Origin of the sequence: Streptomyces sp. NPDC047315 (genome assembly GCF_040643215.1) — a bacterium.
In the GTDB taxonomy this organism is placed as follows: Bacteria; Actinomycetota; Actinomycetes; order Streptomycetales; family Streptomycetaceae; genus Streptomyces.
Genome location: NZ_JBEYTZ010000013.1, coordinates 24,043 through 38,104, shown reverse-complemented (window position 1 = coordinate 38,104; position 14,062 = coordinate 24,043). Strand labels below are relative to the sequence as shown.

The 14,062-nt window shown below is 70.2% G+C and carries 14 protein-coding genes and 1 pseudogene; 5 read left to right on the top strand and 10 right to left on the bottom strand.

The annotated features are described in order from the left end of the window. Positions 1-105: 105 nt before the first annotated feature. Complete coding sequence (locus ABZ842_RS17315; protein ID WP_361537532.1) at positions 106-1,374, top strand: lipase; 1,269 nt, start codon at positions 106-108, stop codon at positions 1,372-1,374. Between the two features lie 22 nt (positions 1,375-1,396). Here ABZ842_RS17315 and ABZ842_RS17310 read toward each other — a convergent pair whose 3' ends face one another. Then, on the bottom strand, positions 1,397-1,957 hold the full coding sequence (locus ABZ842_RS17310) for a TetR/AcrR family transcriptional regulator (RefSeq protein WP_361537531.1): 561 nt from the start codon (positions 1,955-1,957) through the stop codon (positions 1,397-1,399). Positions 1,958-2,067: 110 nt separating this feature from the next. Here ABZ842_RS17310 and ABZ842_RS17305 point away from each other — a divergent pair, with 110 nt between their 5' ends. Continuing rightward, positions 2,068-3,147, top strand: a complete 1,080-nt coding sequence (locus ABZ842_RS17305) for a hypothetical protein (RefSeq protein WP_361537530.1) — start codon at positions 2,068-2,070, stop codon at positions 3,145-3,147. Positions 3,148-3,231: 84 nt separating this feature from the next. Here the strand turns inward: ABZ842_RS17305 and ABZ842_RS17300 are convergent, their stop codons facing one another. Next, positions 3,232-4,521, bottom strand: coding sequence for a hypothetical protein (locus ABZ842_RS17300; protein WP_361537529.1), 1,290 nt, complete (start codon positions 4,519-4,521; stop codon positions 3,232-3,234). 89 nt (positions 4,522-4,610) lie between these two features. On the opposite strand from ABZ842_RS17300, the gene ABZ842_RS17295 reads away from it, so the two are divergent. The 3 genes and pseudogenes from ABZ842_RS17295 to ABZ842_RS17285 form a co-directional block, all read left to right on the top strand. Next, on the top strand, positions 4,611-5,234 hold the full coding sequence (locus ABZ842_RS17295) for a methyltransferase domain-containing protein (RefSeq protein WP_361537528.1): 624 nt from the start codon (positions 4,611-4,613) through the stop codon (positions 5,232-5,234). Between the two features lie 440 nt (positions 5,235-5,674). Further along, positions 5,675-6,013 carry a hypothetical protein gene (locus ABZ842_RS17290; protein ID WP_361537527.1) on the top strand — a complete coding sequence of 113 codons (339 nt, stop codon included), beginning with the start codon at positions 5,675-5,677 and terminating at the stop codon, positions 6,011-6,013. Positions 6,014-6,112: 99 nt separating this feature from the next. Continuing rightward, positions 6,113-6,262 (top strand): annotated as a pseudogene (locus tag ABZ842_RS17285) (protein-L-isoaspartate(D-aspartate) O-methyltransferase); the annotation flags it as partial. Between the two features lie 235 nt (positions 6,263-6,497). On the opposite strand, the gene ABZ842_RS17280 reads toward ABZ842_RS17285, so the two are convergent. The 8 genes from ABZ842_RS17280 to ABZ842_RS17245 all read right to left on the bottom strand — a co-directional run bounded on the left by ABZ842_RS17280 (position 6,498) and on the right by ABZ842_RS17245 (position 14,044). Then, positions 6,498-6,959 (bottom strand): hypothetical protein, encoded by a 462-nt coding sequence (locus ABZ842_RS17280; protein ID WP_361537526.1) that lies wholly within the window; start codon positions 6,957-6,959, stop codon positions 6,498-6,500. A 244-nt stretch (positions 6,960-7,203) separates the two neighbouring features. Then, complete coding sequence (locus ABZ842_RS17275; protein WP_361537525.1) at positions 7,204-7,626, bottom strand: hypothetical protein; 423 nt, start codon at positions 7,624-7,626, stop codon at positions 7,204-7,206. Positions 7,627-7,683: 57 nt separating this feature from the next. Then, positions 7,684-8,595, bottom strand: coding sequence for a competence protein CoiA family protein (locus tag ABZ842_RS17270; protein WP_361537524.1), 912 nt, complete (start codon positions 8,593-8,595; stop codon positions 7,684-7,686). A gap of 345 nt (positions 8,596-8,940) precedes the next feature. Then, complete coding sequence (locus tag ABZ842_RS17265) at positions 8,941-9,693, bottom strand: thioesterase domain-containing protein (RefSeq protein ID WP_361537523.1); 753 nt, start codon at positions 9,691-9,693, stop codon at positions 8,941-8,943. 47 nt (positions 9,694-9,740) lie between these two features. Continuing rightward, on the bottom strand, positions 9,741-10,847 hold the full coding sequence (locus tag ABZ842_RS17260) for a cytochrome P450 (protein WP_361537522.1): 1,107 nt from the start codon (positions 10,845-10,847) through the stop codon (positions 9,741-9,743). Between the two features lie 131 nt (positions 10,848-10,978). Then, positions 10,979-12,871, bottom strand: coding sequence for a non-ribosomal peptide synthetase (locus ABZ842_RS17255; protein ID WP_361537521.1), 1,893 nt, complete (start codon positions 12,869-12,871; stop codon positions 10,979-10,981). Then, positions 12,868-13,641 carry a hypothetical protein gene (locus tag ABZ842_RS17250; protein WP_361537520.1) on the bottom strand — a complete coding sequence of 258 codons (774 nt, stop codon included), beginning with the start codon at positions 13,639-13,641 and terminating at the stop codon, positions 12,868-12,870. Before ABZ842_RS17250 ends, ABZ842_RS17255 begins: the two co-directional genes overlap by 4 nt. Before the next feature lie 4 nt (positions 13,642-13,645). Beyond that, positions 13,646-14,044 carry a nuclear transport factor 2 family protein gene (locus ABZ842_RS17245; RefSeq protein ID WP_361537519.1) on the bottom strand — a complete coding sequence of 133 codons (399 nt, stop codon included), beginning with the start codon at positions 14,042-14,044 and terminating at the stop codon, positions 13,646-13,648. Positions 14,045-14,062: the final 18 nt, after the last annotated feature.

Below are 14,062 nucleotides of genomic sequence, written 5' to 3'. Positions count from 1 at the left end.
TTGGACGGCGACGGCGGGTACCGAACGCGCCCGGGGGATAACCCCACACCCATTGGAGGGTTGGCCGGATGGCCGGCGGTGTCGGTGGATACGTACGGTCACGGCATGACGCGAGTGAGTAGGTTGTTGATGGTTTCGGCGGTGTCGGTGGCGTTGGTGGCGAGTGGTACGACGGCCGTGGTCGCGCAGGGAGCGGAGGAACCCCTGGCCGCCGCTATCGCGTCGGTTGAGGCGGACTCATCGCGGGGCACGCTGGTGTCGGTCGAGCACCTGCGTACGCTCACTGCCCGCGACGTCGCGACCGAGCTGGCGGGAGACAGGGCGGGTGCCTGGGACACCGGCGCCGTGCGGTACGGCCTGGACACCTTCCGGATCGTGTACCGCACGGTCGACCCTCACGGTCGGCCCACGACCGCCAGCGGGCTGCTGGCCCTGCCCCGAAGCGGTGAACGGCGGCTGCAGATCGTGTCCTTCACGCATGGCACGGAACTGTTCAAGGGCGACGTTGCCTCGGTCTCTACCAGCGTCTGGGATCAGGCCCCCGCTCTGACCTACGCCTCCGCCGGGTTCGCCACGGCGCTCCCCGACTACCTCGGGCTGGGTTTGGGCCCCGGCCCGCACCCGTGGATGGACGTCCCATCGGAGACGACGGCCTCTCTGGACATGCTGCGGGCGTCCCGTGCCGTCGTATCGGCCAAGGGGCGGGAGCTGCGCCGCGAGGTTTTGGTGACGGGCTTCTCACAGGGCGCTTCGGCGGCACTGGGTCTGGCTCGGTCGCTACAGGAAGGCGACGAGGCATGGTTCCGGCTGCGAGCTGTGGCACCCATCAGCGGTGCGTACGCGTTCCGCGACGCGGAGCTGCCCGCACTGCTGGCGGGGCAGACGGAACCGAAAGCGAGCGTGATCTACTCGGCGCTGACCTTGGTGGCCTTCAACCGCTTGCACCACCTGTACGACACGCCGGCCCAGGTGTTCCGTGCGCCGTATGACCAGACGATCGAAGGTCTGCTGGATGGCACACACACTGGTCAGGAGGTCGTGGCCGGTACCCCGGACTCGATCGACGCGCTCCTCAACCCCCGGGGCCGGGCGATGCTGACCCGTCCCACCGGCCGGTTCGCGGCGGCCTTGCGGGTCGCCGACGGCGTGTGCGCCGACTGGACGCCGCGGGCTCCGATCCGGCTCTTCTACGCCGATGGGGACGAGCAGGCCGTCACCGCGAACACCTTCCGCTGCCACGCTGCCCTGCGTGCCCGCGGCGTGGCTGCCCCGCTGATCGGCCTCGGCACCCCTGACTATGGCGGCTCGCGTCATCTGGGTTCCCAGCAGGCGGGTACCGCTGCCGTGGTGCGGTGGTTCCGCTCCCTGCGGTAGGCAGGCCGTCTACCCGGGGGTGTCAGTGGCTTGGTGGTGAGGGTAGTCCGCGGGTGAGTGCGTCGAGCATGGCAGTGAAGGTCTTCTCGTGGTCGGGTTGCTCGGCGCAGAGCTTTTCAGCGGCGATCCAGCCCCACACGGTGAAGAGGAAGACGGTGAAGGAGTCACGTGCCTGTTCCTGCGTCAGTTCGTGGTCGTTCATCACGGCCTCGGCCTGTTGTTGCAGCTCCTTGTAGGTGTTGGTCTCACGTGGGAACTGGGTGAGCACTTCGGCGTCGGCGACGGGGAGGAACTCTGCGCGCAGGAGCCGCCCGAGACTCCTCAGCCACGTACGCCAGTCGTCGGTGGGGGTCTGGGTGGTCCGGGTGAGGACTCGTTCGAGGAGGTGGTCACTGATCAGGTCGAGCAGTCCGTCGCGGTCGCCGACCCAGCGGTACAGGGCCTTGTGGGTCACGTCGAGGCGTCGGGCCAAGCCCCGCACGGTCAGTTCGTTCGCCCCGGACTCCAGCGCGGCGTTGACGATCGTTTCGATCGATAGCTGTGGCGGGCGTCCGGGGCCGCGTGTGAGCTGCTCTTCTGTCATGGGCTCATTCTCCCTCACTCTATTAGTCCCCAGGGGGTACTAATAGGGTACGGTGGTGTGCGCGACCACGTTCCAACTCGTGGACGTGGCCCGCGGAGAGGAGACGGGCAATGACGGAACAGCAGTGGACACACAGGGTGCTGAATGACCCTGCGGACCTGGACGACACACCTGCGGAACTGAGCGCGGCCCAGGCCCAACCGTGGGCGAACTTCGTGGTCTTCACACCAGACAGGCTCCCGGCAGGCACTCGCCTTGGTCGGCAGTCGCTGCGGCGAGAGGCACCGCCGGGACGCGTGGGCGAGTCGACGGCCGGCAGGACCCCGTGGAGCACGAACAACCCGGCGGCCTTCCGATTCGAGGTCCAGGGCCAGGACCGACGACTACGGGTCAAGCAGTTCCTCTACGACTGGGCATTCCCCGCACTCGACCATCCGGCCCTGTGGGAGAGCCCCACCAACGCCGAACGACTGGACGAACATCACGTGCTCTGGCACGGCACCGACTACATGGGCCACCCCGGCGCCTCAGCGAGGATCGCGCGGACCACGATCGAGTTGTCGGTCCTCGACGGCACGTTCACCCGCGAGGAGACCACCGACCTGTACCGATCGCTGCGCCCGGTCGACCCCGAAGCGGTCACCACGATCGCCGCTACCCCGTTCGCTACGTTGAGCCACTGGGCTCGCCGGCCAGAAGCCCCGGTGATCGCCGTTCCTCTGGGCCTGTGGGACCTGTGTCAGGTCGACACGGCCACGATCACCTGGCGCGCAGTCGGAGACGCACACGCACAGTTCGACAGCGTCGCGGCCCCACAGCGTTTGGGCGACCTGGCCTTGGACTCGACCGCGACCCATCACGGCCCGAGCCCCGTGGTAGCCGAGTACCTCTACAGCGGCGGTACCGGCCGTGGGCGGGAACTACGCCTTCACGCTCTGAACGCCGAGTACCTGCCGGCGGCGATCAAGCCCGAGGCTCATCCAGCTCAACACGAGGACATCACCATGGCCGGGCATCGTGTCCGCTTGGCCTTCATCGATGATGCCCACGGGCCGTGCGACGCACTGATCGTCGATGCGAGTGACCGACCGGTATGGCGGCTGCTGGCCAGCGCCGACACCCACACTGATCGCCGCTGGTTCCTTCGAGCACTTAACGACCTGCTCAGCACCAGCCATTCGACCCCCTGACGCACTCTGCCGGTGCGCTGCCGGCACGACCGCACACCCCACCCTTCGACACGTTCGTCCCCGACACTGGAACGTGGCGGCACCTCAGCTACGGGCGTTGCTCTCCGTCGTGGCCGGCCTGCACGAGGGCCTCGATCCACTGCCGTAGCGCAGCAGTGTCCCAGCCTGCGGTTGGATGACCTGCTCAAGCGCCTGTGTCAGATACGTTCCCGGGTGTGCGCAGAGCCGGTGGTAGGTCTCGTCTCTCCGGTGCTGGCGCCAGGTCGTGTCCTTCCAGCGTTCCGTCTCAGCGGTCTGTTCCTCATATGCGTGGCGCCACGTGGCGTGGGCATCGGCGAGCCGGAGGTGCGCCGCGGTCCAGCGTTGCGGGGAGCGGGCGCGCTGCTGCCGGATCATGCTCGCGCGGACGACCGCGTGGTAGTGCTTGAAGTCGCCGCGGCCACTGACGAACGGCTGCCCGCACAGCCAGCCCCACAGCCCTTCGACTCCCAGCGCGCATGCCTGCACGGCCTCGCGTTTCTCCGGGTCCGGGATCCATTGCACGAAGCGGTCGACAGCCACATCGACGAGGTGCCCGTCGGCGTCCACGTCCTCGGCGGTGTGCGGACGGGCCAGGGCGAGGAGATCCACCAGCAGGGGCAGCCCCATCGACAGCCGCAGCACCGCCTCCACGACCCCGGCATCGGTCACGCCCCGCGCCGCCAGCAGCCCACGCGTCTCCGCCTCGGTGAAGACCTCCAACGGAACGTCGGCGATCTGGTCCCTCAACGGCGCCCACTGCCGTTCCGCGAGCTGGTCCCGGCCCGCCAGCACCACCATGACGTTCGCCGGCACCGGCCCGAACATCTCGTCCAACAGACTCAACAGCCACCCGGACAGGTACTGCGCCGTCTGCTCCCACGTATCGAAGAACAGCACCACCCAGCGCTGCCGACGACACAAGCGCTCCAACTCCGCCACGAACGCCCGACTCAAACCCACCTCGTCCCGCGCACCGCGCCGCTGGCCACGGGACCGCGACGCCGACCGCAGCCGGTCCAGCCCCTGGGCCGCCGCGTCCGGACTCGCCATCGCCGTCGCAACACCCACACCCGGAATCAACGACGCCGCCCCCAACGCAGGCTGCGACACCACCCGACTAGACACCGACGCCTCACCCTCCACCGGCGCCGGCTCCACCTGCGCCAGCAGCTCACGTCGCCACTGCTCGACGGCCTTGACCTCGGCGACGTACGCGCGGTCTACCACCGACGCCCCTCGCCGTACCGCGCAGCGGACCACCTCGATGCCCAGGAGCGGGCCTTCGTCACCGAGCACGCCCGGCACGGGCTCGGCGGCGTCCTGGGAGCCCTCGACTGCCTGTACGTGAACCATCCGCAACGGAACGCAGCAGCGGAGTTCAAACCGCGCCAGATCGCGGAGGCCGCCCGAGCCGGCCTGGCCGTCCCGGCGACGCTGACCGCGTGCTGGAGATCGGCACCGGGACCGGCTACTCCACCGCCCTGATGTGCCAGCGTCTCGGCAGCGACCAGGTCACCTCGATCGAGTACGACCCGGCCACCGCCGCCCGCGCCCGCGCTGCTCTGGCTGCGGCCGGGCACGCGCCGCGGCTGGTCCAGGGCGACGGCCTTCTCGGGGACGGCAAGGGCGCTCCGTACGACCACCTCATCGCCACCTGCGCGGTGCGGACCATCCCGCCCGCGTGGCTTCGGCAGGTCAAGCCTGGCGGGACGATCCTGACCACCCTGTCCGGCTGGCTCTACGGCTCGGGTCTTGCCCAACTCACGGTCGGGGAAGACGGCGCGGCCGAAGGTTCCTTCCTGCCCGGCACGGTCTCGTTCATGATCGCCCGCCCGCACGCAGCCCCCGACCTCGGCGATGTCTCAGACCTGCTGCACCAGCCCGGCGACGAGCGCCCAGCCCGCTACGGCCCGGAGATCTTCCAGGACTGGGTGCCCCTGCTTTCTGGCCCAACTCGCCGCACCCGCAGCCCAATACCTGTCCACCAAGACGGACGGCGGGCCCTGGCTCGATCACGCCATCGACGTCACCAACGGCTCCTTCGCCACCCTGACTCCCGCTGGTGACGACGGGAAACACCACGTACGCCAGGGCGGGCCACACCGGCTCTGGGACGACATCGAATCCGCCATCGACACCTGGAAGGCAGCCGGCTCCCCGCCGCAGATCGCATTCTCCTTCACCGCCACACCCACCCAGCAGACCGTGCACCTCAACACCCCCGGCGGGCCGAGCTGGACCCTGCGGCTGTGAACGTTACGCCTTCACGGTGGATCGACAGGCGAGCGACCGAAACCTCCTGAAGATCAACATCGGTGGTTCCGGTGCCGCCTTGGCCCGTCTCCTAGACTGGACGGGTCGCCATGAGAGGATATGCCCCGCATGCGCACTGATCGATTTCTGCCCTTCGCGTCGGAGAGCCTTCCCAAGGCTCCCGATATTCAAGGGGTGGAGCCGTGGAGATCACACGCGGGGGCTTCATGTCACCTTCTCTTCAGGCTCGCAGATGTGGATCAGCGTCACGATGACGCTGGCTCCGGCGGAGAAGCACGAGCAACCTGAAGCCCCGGTCCACGGCGGTGCTCCCGCCGAGGTGGTGTTGCCCGACCTGTACGAAGACGGCAAGGTGACACCGGACCGTGCTAAGCGGTATCTCGCTGCCGTGCTCGCGAACGCGAACTGTGACGAGATCGATAGCGTTTACCCCTATACCAGCGAAGCGGCGCATCCTGGATTCGGTCTGAAATTCTACAACGGCAGCAGAATTCACTGTCTATTCGTGCACTCGGCCCGCCCCGGCCAGGGGCCCGGAGGTAAGAAATACGACCTCCAGGGCGCCTTCTGAAACGCCGCTAACCTTCCTTCAGGGCAAGAAGCGGAGTACCACAGCACCACCTCTATCAGCGCACCACTCACAGTTGCCCGCACGCGGCACGCCGCCGCCGGCTGGCACCCGGCCGTGGTCACGGGCGACGGTCTCCTCGGCCACCCCAGTAGCGCCCCGTACGATCGGATCATCGCCACCGCCGGCCTGCGCCGGATCCCGTACGCCTGGGTGCAGCAGACCGTGCCCGGGGGCCTGACCGTGGCCCCCTGAGGCACCCGGTTCGGCAACGCGGACCACCTCGTGCTCCTGGCCGTCGCCGCTGATGGGCGCTCATCCCCCGGCCGGGTCGAAGAGTGCCGAGGCGACGGCGACGCATCTCGGAAGCGACGACACTTCGGCCGGAGTCGCTCCGGAGCTTCCGTGGTCGCTGGCGAACTGGACGGTCGCAGCGGCACGACGTCGACCAGGGGCCCGCGCCGCCAGGTGAACTGCCGCAGCAGCACTACTTGATCGGGTGGGCGTCGAGCCAGTCGACAAGGTCGTGCGCGGAGCCGAAGACGTCGTCCCGGTTCGTCAGGGCCGTTACGCCGCCAGCCGCGCCCTGGTCCTTGCCGACCCCGATGCCCTTCTCCATACCGTTGATCAGGGCGTATGCCCCGGTCCAGAAGTCCGGCCCTACGGACTTCTCCGCGTTCATTGCCTTCCGCAGGTCGCGCGCGGGCTCCATGAGGGCCTGCATCTGGTCCCAGCAGGTTTCCGGCTCTTTCTGAAGGCAGCCGCCGTCCGTGCCGAACTTCTCCACCGCGGCCCGGAACGTCTTCGAGGCGGCCTCGACGGTCACCTTCGCTTCAGCGGACGGCTTCGCATCGGCCGCGTCGTCCGAGCTGCCGCAGGCGCTCACCGATACCGTGATCGTGGCCAGCGTGAGCGCGCTGACGGTTTTCCCCCATGTTTGTCTCCCCATGACGGAGGATCATACGGCCGCGCGCTGGTCGGCAGTACGCCCCGTGGAGTCGGTGTCCGACTCCACGGGGCGTACTCCAGACGTTCAACAAGCCCAGTATGCACGGGGAGTAGATGACGGGTGCGACGCGCGGTTGATGCTCTCGGGGGCCACCCCCACATGTGTGGGGATACCGCAGGCGATACTGCCATCGGCCGCGCTGAGGCAACATGGCTCAGGCTGCGGAATGAGAAGGGACCACGCCTCATCCGAGGGTGAGGAGCACACCGTCGGCGCGGAGGTCCGCCGCGGTGCCGTCGACGGTGACTCCGGCGCGCTGGAGCGCGTCGAAGACCGTGTGTGCGTTGTCTTCCGCGTGCAAGCGGGCACGCCTGTCGACCACGTCGGTCGAGCCGTCGGTGGTCAGGTGGTGGTACTCGTCTGCGTCTACGGGACGCCAGCCGGTCGCGGTGAGGGTGCAGGAGGCGTCGTTGGTGGACGGGCTGAAGTGGTACCCGTACCAGGGGTTCTCGAAGCCGATGGGGAGCAGCACGGCGCGGGAGACGGAGAGCGCGGTCCGGCCGATGTGGTGCAGTTCGTACTGCGAGAACTGCTCCCAGCTCTCGAAGCGTACGGCGTACGGGGTGACCTCGGCGTGGACGGTCACGGCCCGGGCGGTGACGAGCACACGGGTGGTGTCGGTCCAGTACCCGCGGGGTTCGCCTTGTCTGGCGCGTCGGCGGTGTCAGCACAGGATGTGGCGCCGGGCCTTCGCGAGGAGGGGGTCGAGGGGGCGGCGGCACACTTCGCACGTCAGGGATCCTGTCGGCGCTCGGGGTGCTGGAACGGCGGGGGACAGGGCGGCCTGGGCCGCCTGCTCCCGCGAGGCTCGTTTCGCCCGCTCGTACCGGGCCTCGGCGTCCCGGCGCTGCTTCGCCTCCGCCGACGCGTTTCGCTGGGAGTCGAGTACCCGCCGGCGGAGTTCGTCCGGCAGCACCGCGCCGCGCGCCGCCAAACCCAGCGAGTCGAGCGGAATCGTCACCGACTCCAACTCATCCAGCGCGCACGGCGGGTGATGCAGCCCGTACACCGACGAGTCTTCGGCTCTCCACCACCTGCCCGCTTGGCGGTGCGGGCGGCCCAGCGACGTCGCCGCCTCCCGCCGAGAGACCGAGTAGAACCACACCGGCATGCCCTCGCGCAGCACGATGTGCGGGAAGTGGACCCGTGGCCGCCAGAACCACACGCCGACTATGCCCTGACGGGCGTAGTCACGGTGCCGGGCCAGCCATCCGTCGTCGGTCATCAGCCGGCGCTGCGCCTCCAGCGCGATCCTCGTGCCGTCGTCCAACCAGACTGCGACGTCGGCCCGCCGGTCATGGTCCTGCGTCCACTGCTCCAGCCGAACCCGGGCGACACCGGGCCGTGTTCGAGCCCAGGCCGCCAGCGTGTGCTTGGTCGTGATGTGCCAGACCGTCTCCGGGCTGTGGCCGCCGGCCGGGGCTTGCCCGGGCGGGTGCGCGAAGTGCCGGCGGACCTTCCCCCCAGCCGGCCCCGCGTCACCAGCGGCACTCGGGTACCGGCCGCGGCCTCGAACCCGTGGTAGCAGTAGAAGCAGACCAGCTGGCCGGTGCCGCCGTACCCGAGCTGCTTCCACCGTTCCGGTGCCCCCTCGGCGATGTGCACCTCCCGCCCGGTCTCCAGGTCGAAGCCGACCACGAGTACGTCATCGCGCATCAATCCCCCCGGCTGCGGCTCGAAGCCGCCTCTGCAGACCGTGCGGCGCACCGCATCCACCGACGCCTTGCACATCGTTCCCCAGGCCAGCGCCCTGCTCAAGAGCACGCCCGCCCCAGAGGCGTGCGCGCAGTTCGGCCCACCCTGCCGGTCAGCCGGGTGGCCCGAAAGGCGGCCGGTCGGCATCTGGGCCGGGGGCGAGCACGCCCGCAGCCCGTCCCGAGCCCCCCTGCCCGCCCAGGGACAAGCTGTCGGCTGAGCGCGGTCACGGCTGCGGGAGCCGTCGGAACGGGGCCCCCAGAACGGCCAGGAGCTGCGGTGGGGCCTCCAGGAAACGGTAGTGGCCTCCCTCCAGCAGCTCGAAGGAAACCTCCCCGCAGGCCGGCCAGCCGGTCATGAGCGACGGCGGAACACCGTCGTCCGCGGACCAGCCGACGGCCGTGATCCGGCAGGGCAGCCGGAACGGCTCCGCCACGTGGTACCGCCTGTTCATGTCGACGTCGTTGCGCAGGACGCCCAGGTACAGGGCGGCCAGGCTCGGATCCAGGGTGCCGCCCAGCTCCGCGACGAGCAGGCGCATCTCGGCGGCGAGTTCATCGTCGGTCAGGTCGAGGAAGCGGCCGTAGGGACCGTCCTGGGGTGCGACCTCGGCCGAGACGAACAGCCGGGTCGGTGCTGGACGGCCGTTCCGCACGATACGGACGGCCGTCTCGTACGCGGCGAGCGCCGAGCCACAGTGCCCGAACAGGCCGTAGGGCCGGTCCAGATAGGGCAGCAGGGCCTCGCTGAGGCCGTCCGCGAGGGATTCGTACGTCGTGTACGCGGGCTCTCGCATCCGGTTCTCCCGGCCGGGCAGTTGGACCGGGCAGATCTCGACGCCGTCGACGGACGACGGCCAGCGGCGGTACATGGTCGCCCCGCACCCCGAGTAGGGCAGGCAGAACAACCGGGCGGTCGCCGTTGGCGACGGCTCGCGCAGGAACCACGGGTTACGGGCGCGGGGCACGGGAGCGTTCACTGATGACCTTCCGCAGGGAGGAGTGCCGGCGGTGTCGCCGACGGCGGCTACCGGACGTGCGCGGTGATCGGCAGGTGCGTGAAGCCGGAGATGATGTTCGAACGCAGCCGCCGCGATGGCCCCGCGAGTGTGAAGCCGGTGTACCGCCCGAGCAGTTCGGCGAAGAGGATCCGCAGGGTCACCCGTGCGACGGTGTGCCCGACGCAGTAGTGTGCGCCGACGCCGAACGCGATGTGCTTGTTGGGGCTGCGCCGGATGTCGAAGGTGTCCGGATCGGCGAACACGCTCTCGTCGCGGTTGGCCGACCCCAGCCACACGACGACCGCGTCTCCCGCCAGGATCACGACGTCCCGGAGCTCGACGTCGCGGGTGGCATGGCGCATGAAGTGCTGGGTGGGTGAGGACCACCGCAACGACTCCTCCACACCGCTGCTGAGCAGTTCGGGGTGGGCCGCCCAGTCGTCGAGGACCGGGGTTCCGGCGAGCGCCGCCACCGCGGCGCTCGGGGGCTGGGCCGTGGTGACGGTCGCGCCGAGCAGCAGGCTGTAACAGTTGGAGACGATCTCGCCGGGCGAGAGCCGCCGCCCGTCCAGCTCCATGGTCAGCAGCAGACTGATCAGATCGCCGCCCGGTGCGCGCCGTCGACGGGTGACGACGTCCTGGAAGTAGGCGAAGAGCTCGCGATGGGCCGTCACGAGGGTGGCCTGCGGGCCGTCATCGATCTGGTACTCGGGATCGTCTGCGGCGACACACGCATGGGTGAGCCGGACCAGTCGCGGCCAGTCCTGTTCCGGCAGCGCCATCAAGTGGCCGATCACCGCCATCGGCAGGGCGGCCATGGCGGCGGCGAAGTCGAAGGGGCCGCCGTCGGCCAGTGGCCGCAGCGCCTCGGTGACGACGCGGCGGATGACGTCCCGCTGACCGGCCACCGTCCTGATCGACAGCGCCTGTTGCAGGGGGCCGCGCAGCCGGGTGTGGTTCGGGGGGTCGGTCACCGCCATCTGCTGGCCGCCCGCCGGGTCGTCCCGGCCCAGGAGAGTGAGCAGAGTGCCCCGTTCGGAGGTGAACGCCTCGTGGTCGCGGAGCACCCGGACGGCCTCGGCGTACCCGGCGACCGACCAGTAGCCGGTGGAGCCCACCGGTCGCCAGCCCACCGGAGCGGGTCGGCGCGAGCGAAGCCCTGCCTCGGGTGCCCCGTCCGGTGGGTGTGGGCCGGGGCCGAGTGGGCCGGCTGCCCATGACGCGGAGACCGGGCACCCCGGGGCGGGCGGTGGGAGCGTGGTCATCAGGGCCGGGCCTTCCTGCGTTCGTCCACTGCCGGCTTTGCCGGGCTGCTCGCACCCGGTGTCCCCGTCCGGTCGGTGAGGGCCGCGGCGAACTCGGCCACGGTCGGTGAGAGGTACAGGGTCTGTGCGGGAACATCCACGCCGAACTCCTCCGCGGTGGCGACCAGCAGTTCGGTGGCGAGGAGCGAGTGCCCACCGAGTTCGAAGAAGTCGTCCTCGATCCCGATCGGTTCGACCCCGAGGAGATCGCCCCACAGTTCGGTCAGCCGCGACTGCGTTTCGGTGCGGGGGGCGACGAACTCGTTGGTCACGTTGCGGGGCACACGGGTGGCGACGGGGAGCGCCCTGCGGTCGACCTTGCCGTTGCGGTTCAGCGGAAGCTCGCGGCGGATGAGGACCGCCCAGGGAACCAGATGGGCCGGCAGGGCGGACCTCAGCTCCTGACGCAGTAGCTCGCCGAGACCCGCGGCGCTTCCCGGGTCGGGGTCGGCCGGCACCACGTACGCCAACAGACAGATGCCGCCCGCCGGATCGGCCTGCGGCAGCACGACGGCGTGCCGTACCTGCGGCAGCCGTTCCAGCTCGGCCTCGACGGCCCGTGGCTCGGCGCGCCGGCCCTGAACCTTGACCTGGTCGTCCGCGCGGCCGACGAACTCCAGGGTGCCCTGCGGCGTCCATCGCACCAGGTCGCCGGTCCGGTACATCCTGGCCCCCGGTTCGGTCCCGGATGGGTCCGGAAGGAACCGTTCGGCGGTCGCAGCGGGGCGGTGGAGGTAGCCGCGTGCCAGGCCGGCGCCGGCCGCGTACAGCTCGCCGCACTCGCCGGTGCGGACGGGCCTGAGGTCGCTGTCGAGCACGGAGACCCTGGTTCCGCTGATCGGAAGGCCGATCGGCACACTCGGTAGATCCCCGAAGGTGTCGCTGGTCCAGCAGGTCGTGTACGTGGTGTTCTCGGTCGGTCCGTAGCCGTTGGTGAAGACCAGCCGGGGGTGGCCGGCCAGCAGTCGTGCGACATGGCCCGGTGAGGCCGCGTCACCGCCCGTCAGGACGTGGCGCACGGCGGCGAACACCTCCGGATGGGAGTCCACCATCCGGTGGAAGAGCCCCGTGGGCAGCAGGAGCACGGTCACCCCCTCGGCGCGGACGACCTGCGCCACCTGCTCCAAGGCGATCGTGTCCGGAGGGAAGACGACCAGACGGCAGCCGCTGACCAGGGGGGCCCAGATCTCCAGCGTGGACGCGTCGAACGCGACCGGCGAGATGTGGAAGAAGACGTCCTCGGGCCGGATCTCCATCCAGTCCGCGCCCCGTACGAGACGGTCGACCGCCCGATGCGGCACGCCGACCCCCTTGGGCTCACCGGTGGACCCCGAGGTGTAGCTGATGTACGCGAGCCGGTCCGGGTCGGCCGGGAGGGCCGGACGCGATGGAACGGCGGCCGACCGTGCGGGCTCCCGGCCCGCGGAGATCGCCGTGATCGTACCGGGCACCAGGTCCCCCAGTGCTTCGTCGACGATCACCATGCCGACCCCGGCGTCGTCGAGCAGCAGCCGGTGCCTGCTCGGCGGGTCGTCCGGTTCGAGCCCGAGGTACGCCCCGCCCGCGATGAGTACGGCGAGCAGGGCCACGATCAGCTCAGGTGACCGCCGCATCAGCACGCCGATGACGTCCTCTTCAACCAGACCGGCCGCCCGCAGTCGGTCGGCGAGGTGGCCCGCGCGGGTGATGAGCTGCCGATAGGTCAGGGTCTGCCCGCCGCAGGTGACCGCGGGGGCGTCGGGAGTCAGTTCCGCCTGTTCGGCGACCAGCTCGTGAATGCCGCGTGCGCTGAACCGGGGCCGTCCGCTGCCGATGAATCCCGGAGCGCCGGTGGTGAAGACCGTGTTGCTCAACTGCTTCCCGCTTTCGTGTCGTGAGATGTCGCCGCCGGGGCCGTGGGACGCACCCAGGTGGCGGTGGCGCGGGCGAGTTCCGTTCCGTCGCGGCGGAAGAGCGCGGTGGCACAGCTGCGGAGCCGCCCGATCCCCGGTACGCCGCGGCCGACCACGACGACGGTCTCGCCGACGCGGGGAAGGATCCGGACCCGCGCCGCCATCCGGGCGAGCAGCAGGGGGTCCCGCATCGGGCCGAGTGCCCAGCCCCCGGGGCAGTCCAGCGCCGCCCACACCAGCTCTTCGGCGACGGTGCCGGTCCCGTCGCAGGTGGCGGCGGACGGGGTCCAGACACACGCGACCCGGTTCTCCGGGCCGGGTACTGGTCCCGGTGTCAGCCGCAGACCGTCCCGGTGGTCCGGGCCGCAGACGAAACAGGTGGGGAAGGGGTGGTGACGGTGGCCTGCGTAGTCACGCATGGCGTGCTCCGCGACGGCCGGCGGCACGGAGCCGACGGTGTCCGTGACGGACGCCCGGGGCGTCGCGGTGGCGACGAGTTCCCCGCCGTGCCAGAGGTGGAACCGTCGGCCCGCGCGGGTCAGTCGGAGGCCGGTTCCCAGTGGTGGGGGCGCGTGCAGCTGAACGGCGAGGTCGCCGTCGGCGTTCAGGTGCCGGCTCGCCCGCGTCGCGACGAGTCCGCAGGCGTAGCCGCCGTTGGCGCTGTGCGGCGGTCCGTTGTGGCGGCGGTCGACACGGATCGTGTGGTGGGCACCGTCGTCGGGGGCGTCCACCGCTTCAGACCGCCGGGACGAAGAAGAAGGTGTCCCGTGACGCGATGCGGCCCTGTGGCGCCATGCGGAAGAAGTCCGCGAACCGCAGTTCGACCTCACCACCGTTGCGCAGGACGCCGCGGAACCGGCCGTGTACCGCTATCTCGTCGTCCGTCGCCACCACGGTGGACAGGGTGTGCACACCCTTACGGATCACCCGCTGATTGAGATAGAAGCGCTCCAGTTCGGTATGCCCGACCAACGGCCGGTAACCGGGCCGGCGGTAGCACGCGTCAGGGGTGAACAGGGCGACCAGCGCGGGCACGTCCCCGGCGTCGACGAGCCGGTAGTAGCGGCGGACCAGGGAGGTCCCCGGCGCTTCCGTCGCCGGGGTGCCACCGGAGTGGCGGACGGTGTGGGTCATGATGAGGGACTTTCTGTG

What these genes read in the sequence shown, in the direction of transcription:
- ABZ842_RS17315 (WP_361537532.1), top strand. Translation starts at nt 106, where the DNA reads ATGACGCGAGTGAGTAGGTTGTTGATGGTTTCGGCGGTGTCGGTGGCG.
- ABZ842_RS17310 (WP_361537531.1), bottom strand. Translation starts at nt 1,957, where the DNA reads ATGACAGAAGAGCAGCTCACACGCGGCCCCGGACGCCCGCCACAGCTA.
- ABZ842_RS17305 (WP_361537530.1), top strand. Translation starts at nt 2,068, where the DNA reads ATGACGGAACAGCAGTGGACACACAGGGTGCTGAATGACCCTGCGGAC.
- ABZ842_RS17300 (WP_361537529.1), bottom strand. Translation starts at nt 4,521, where the DNA reads ATGGTTCACGTACAGGCAGTCGAGGGCTCCCAGGACGCCGCCGAGCCC.
- ABZ842_RS17290 (WP_361537527.1), top strand. Translation starts at nt 5,675, where the DNA reads ATGTGGATCAGCGTCACGATGACGCTGGCTCCGGCGGAGAAGCACGAG.
- ABZ842_RS17280 (WP_361537526.1), bottom strand. Translation starts at nt 6,959, where the DNA reads ATGGGGAGACAAACATGGGGGAAAACCGTCAGCGCGCTCACGCTGGCC.
- ABZ842_RS17245 (WP_361537519.1), bottom strand. Translation starts at nt 14,044, where the DNA reads ATGACCCACACCGTCCGCCACTCCGGTGGCACCCCGGCGACGGAAGCG.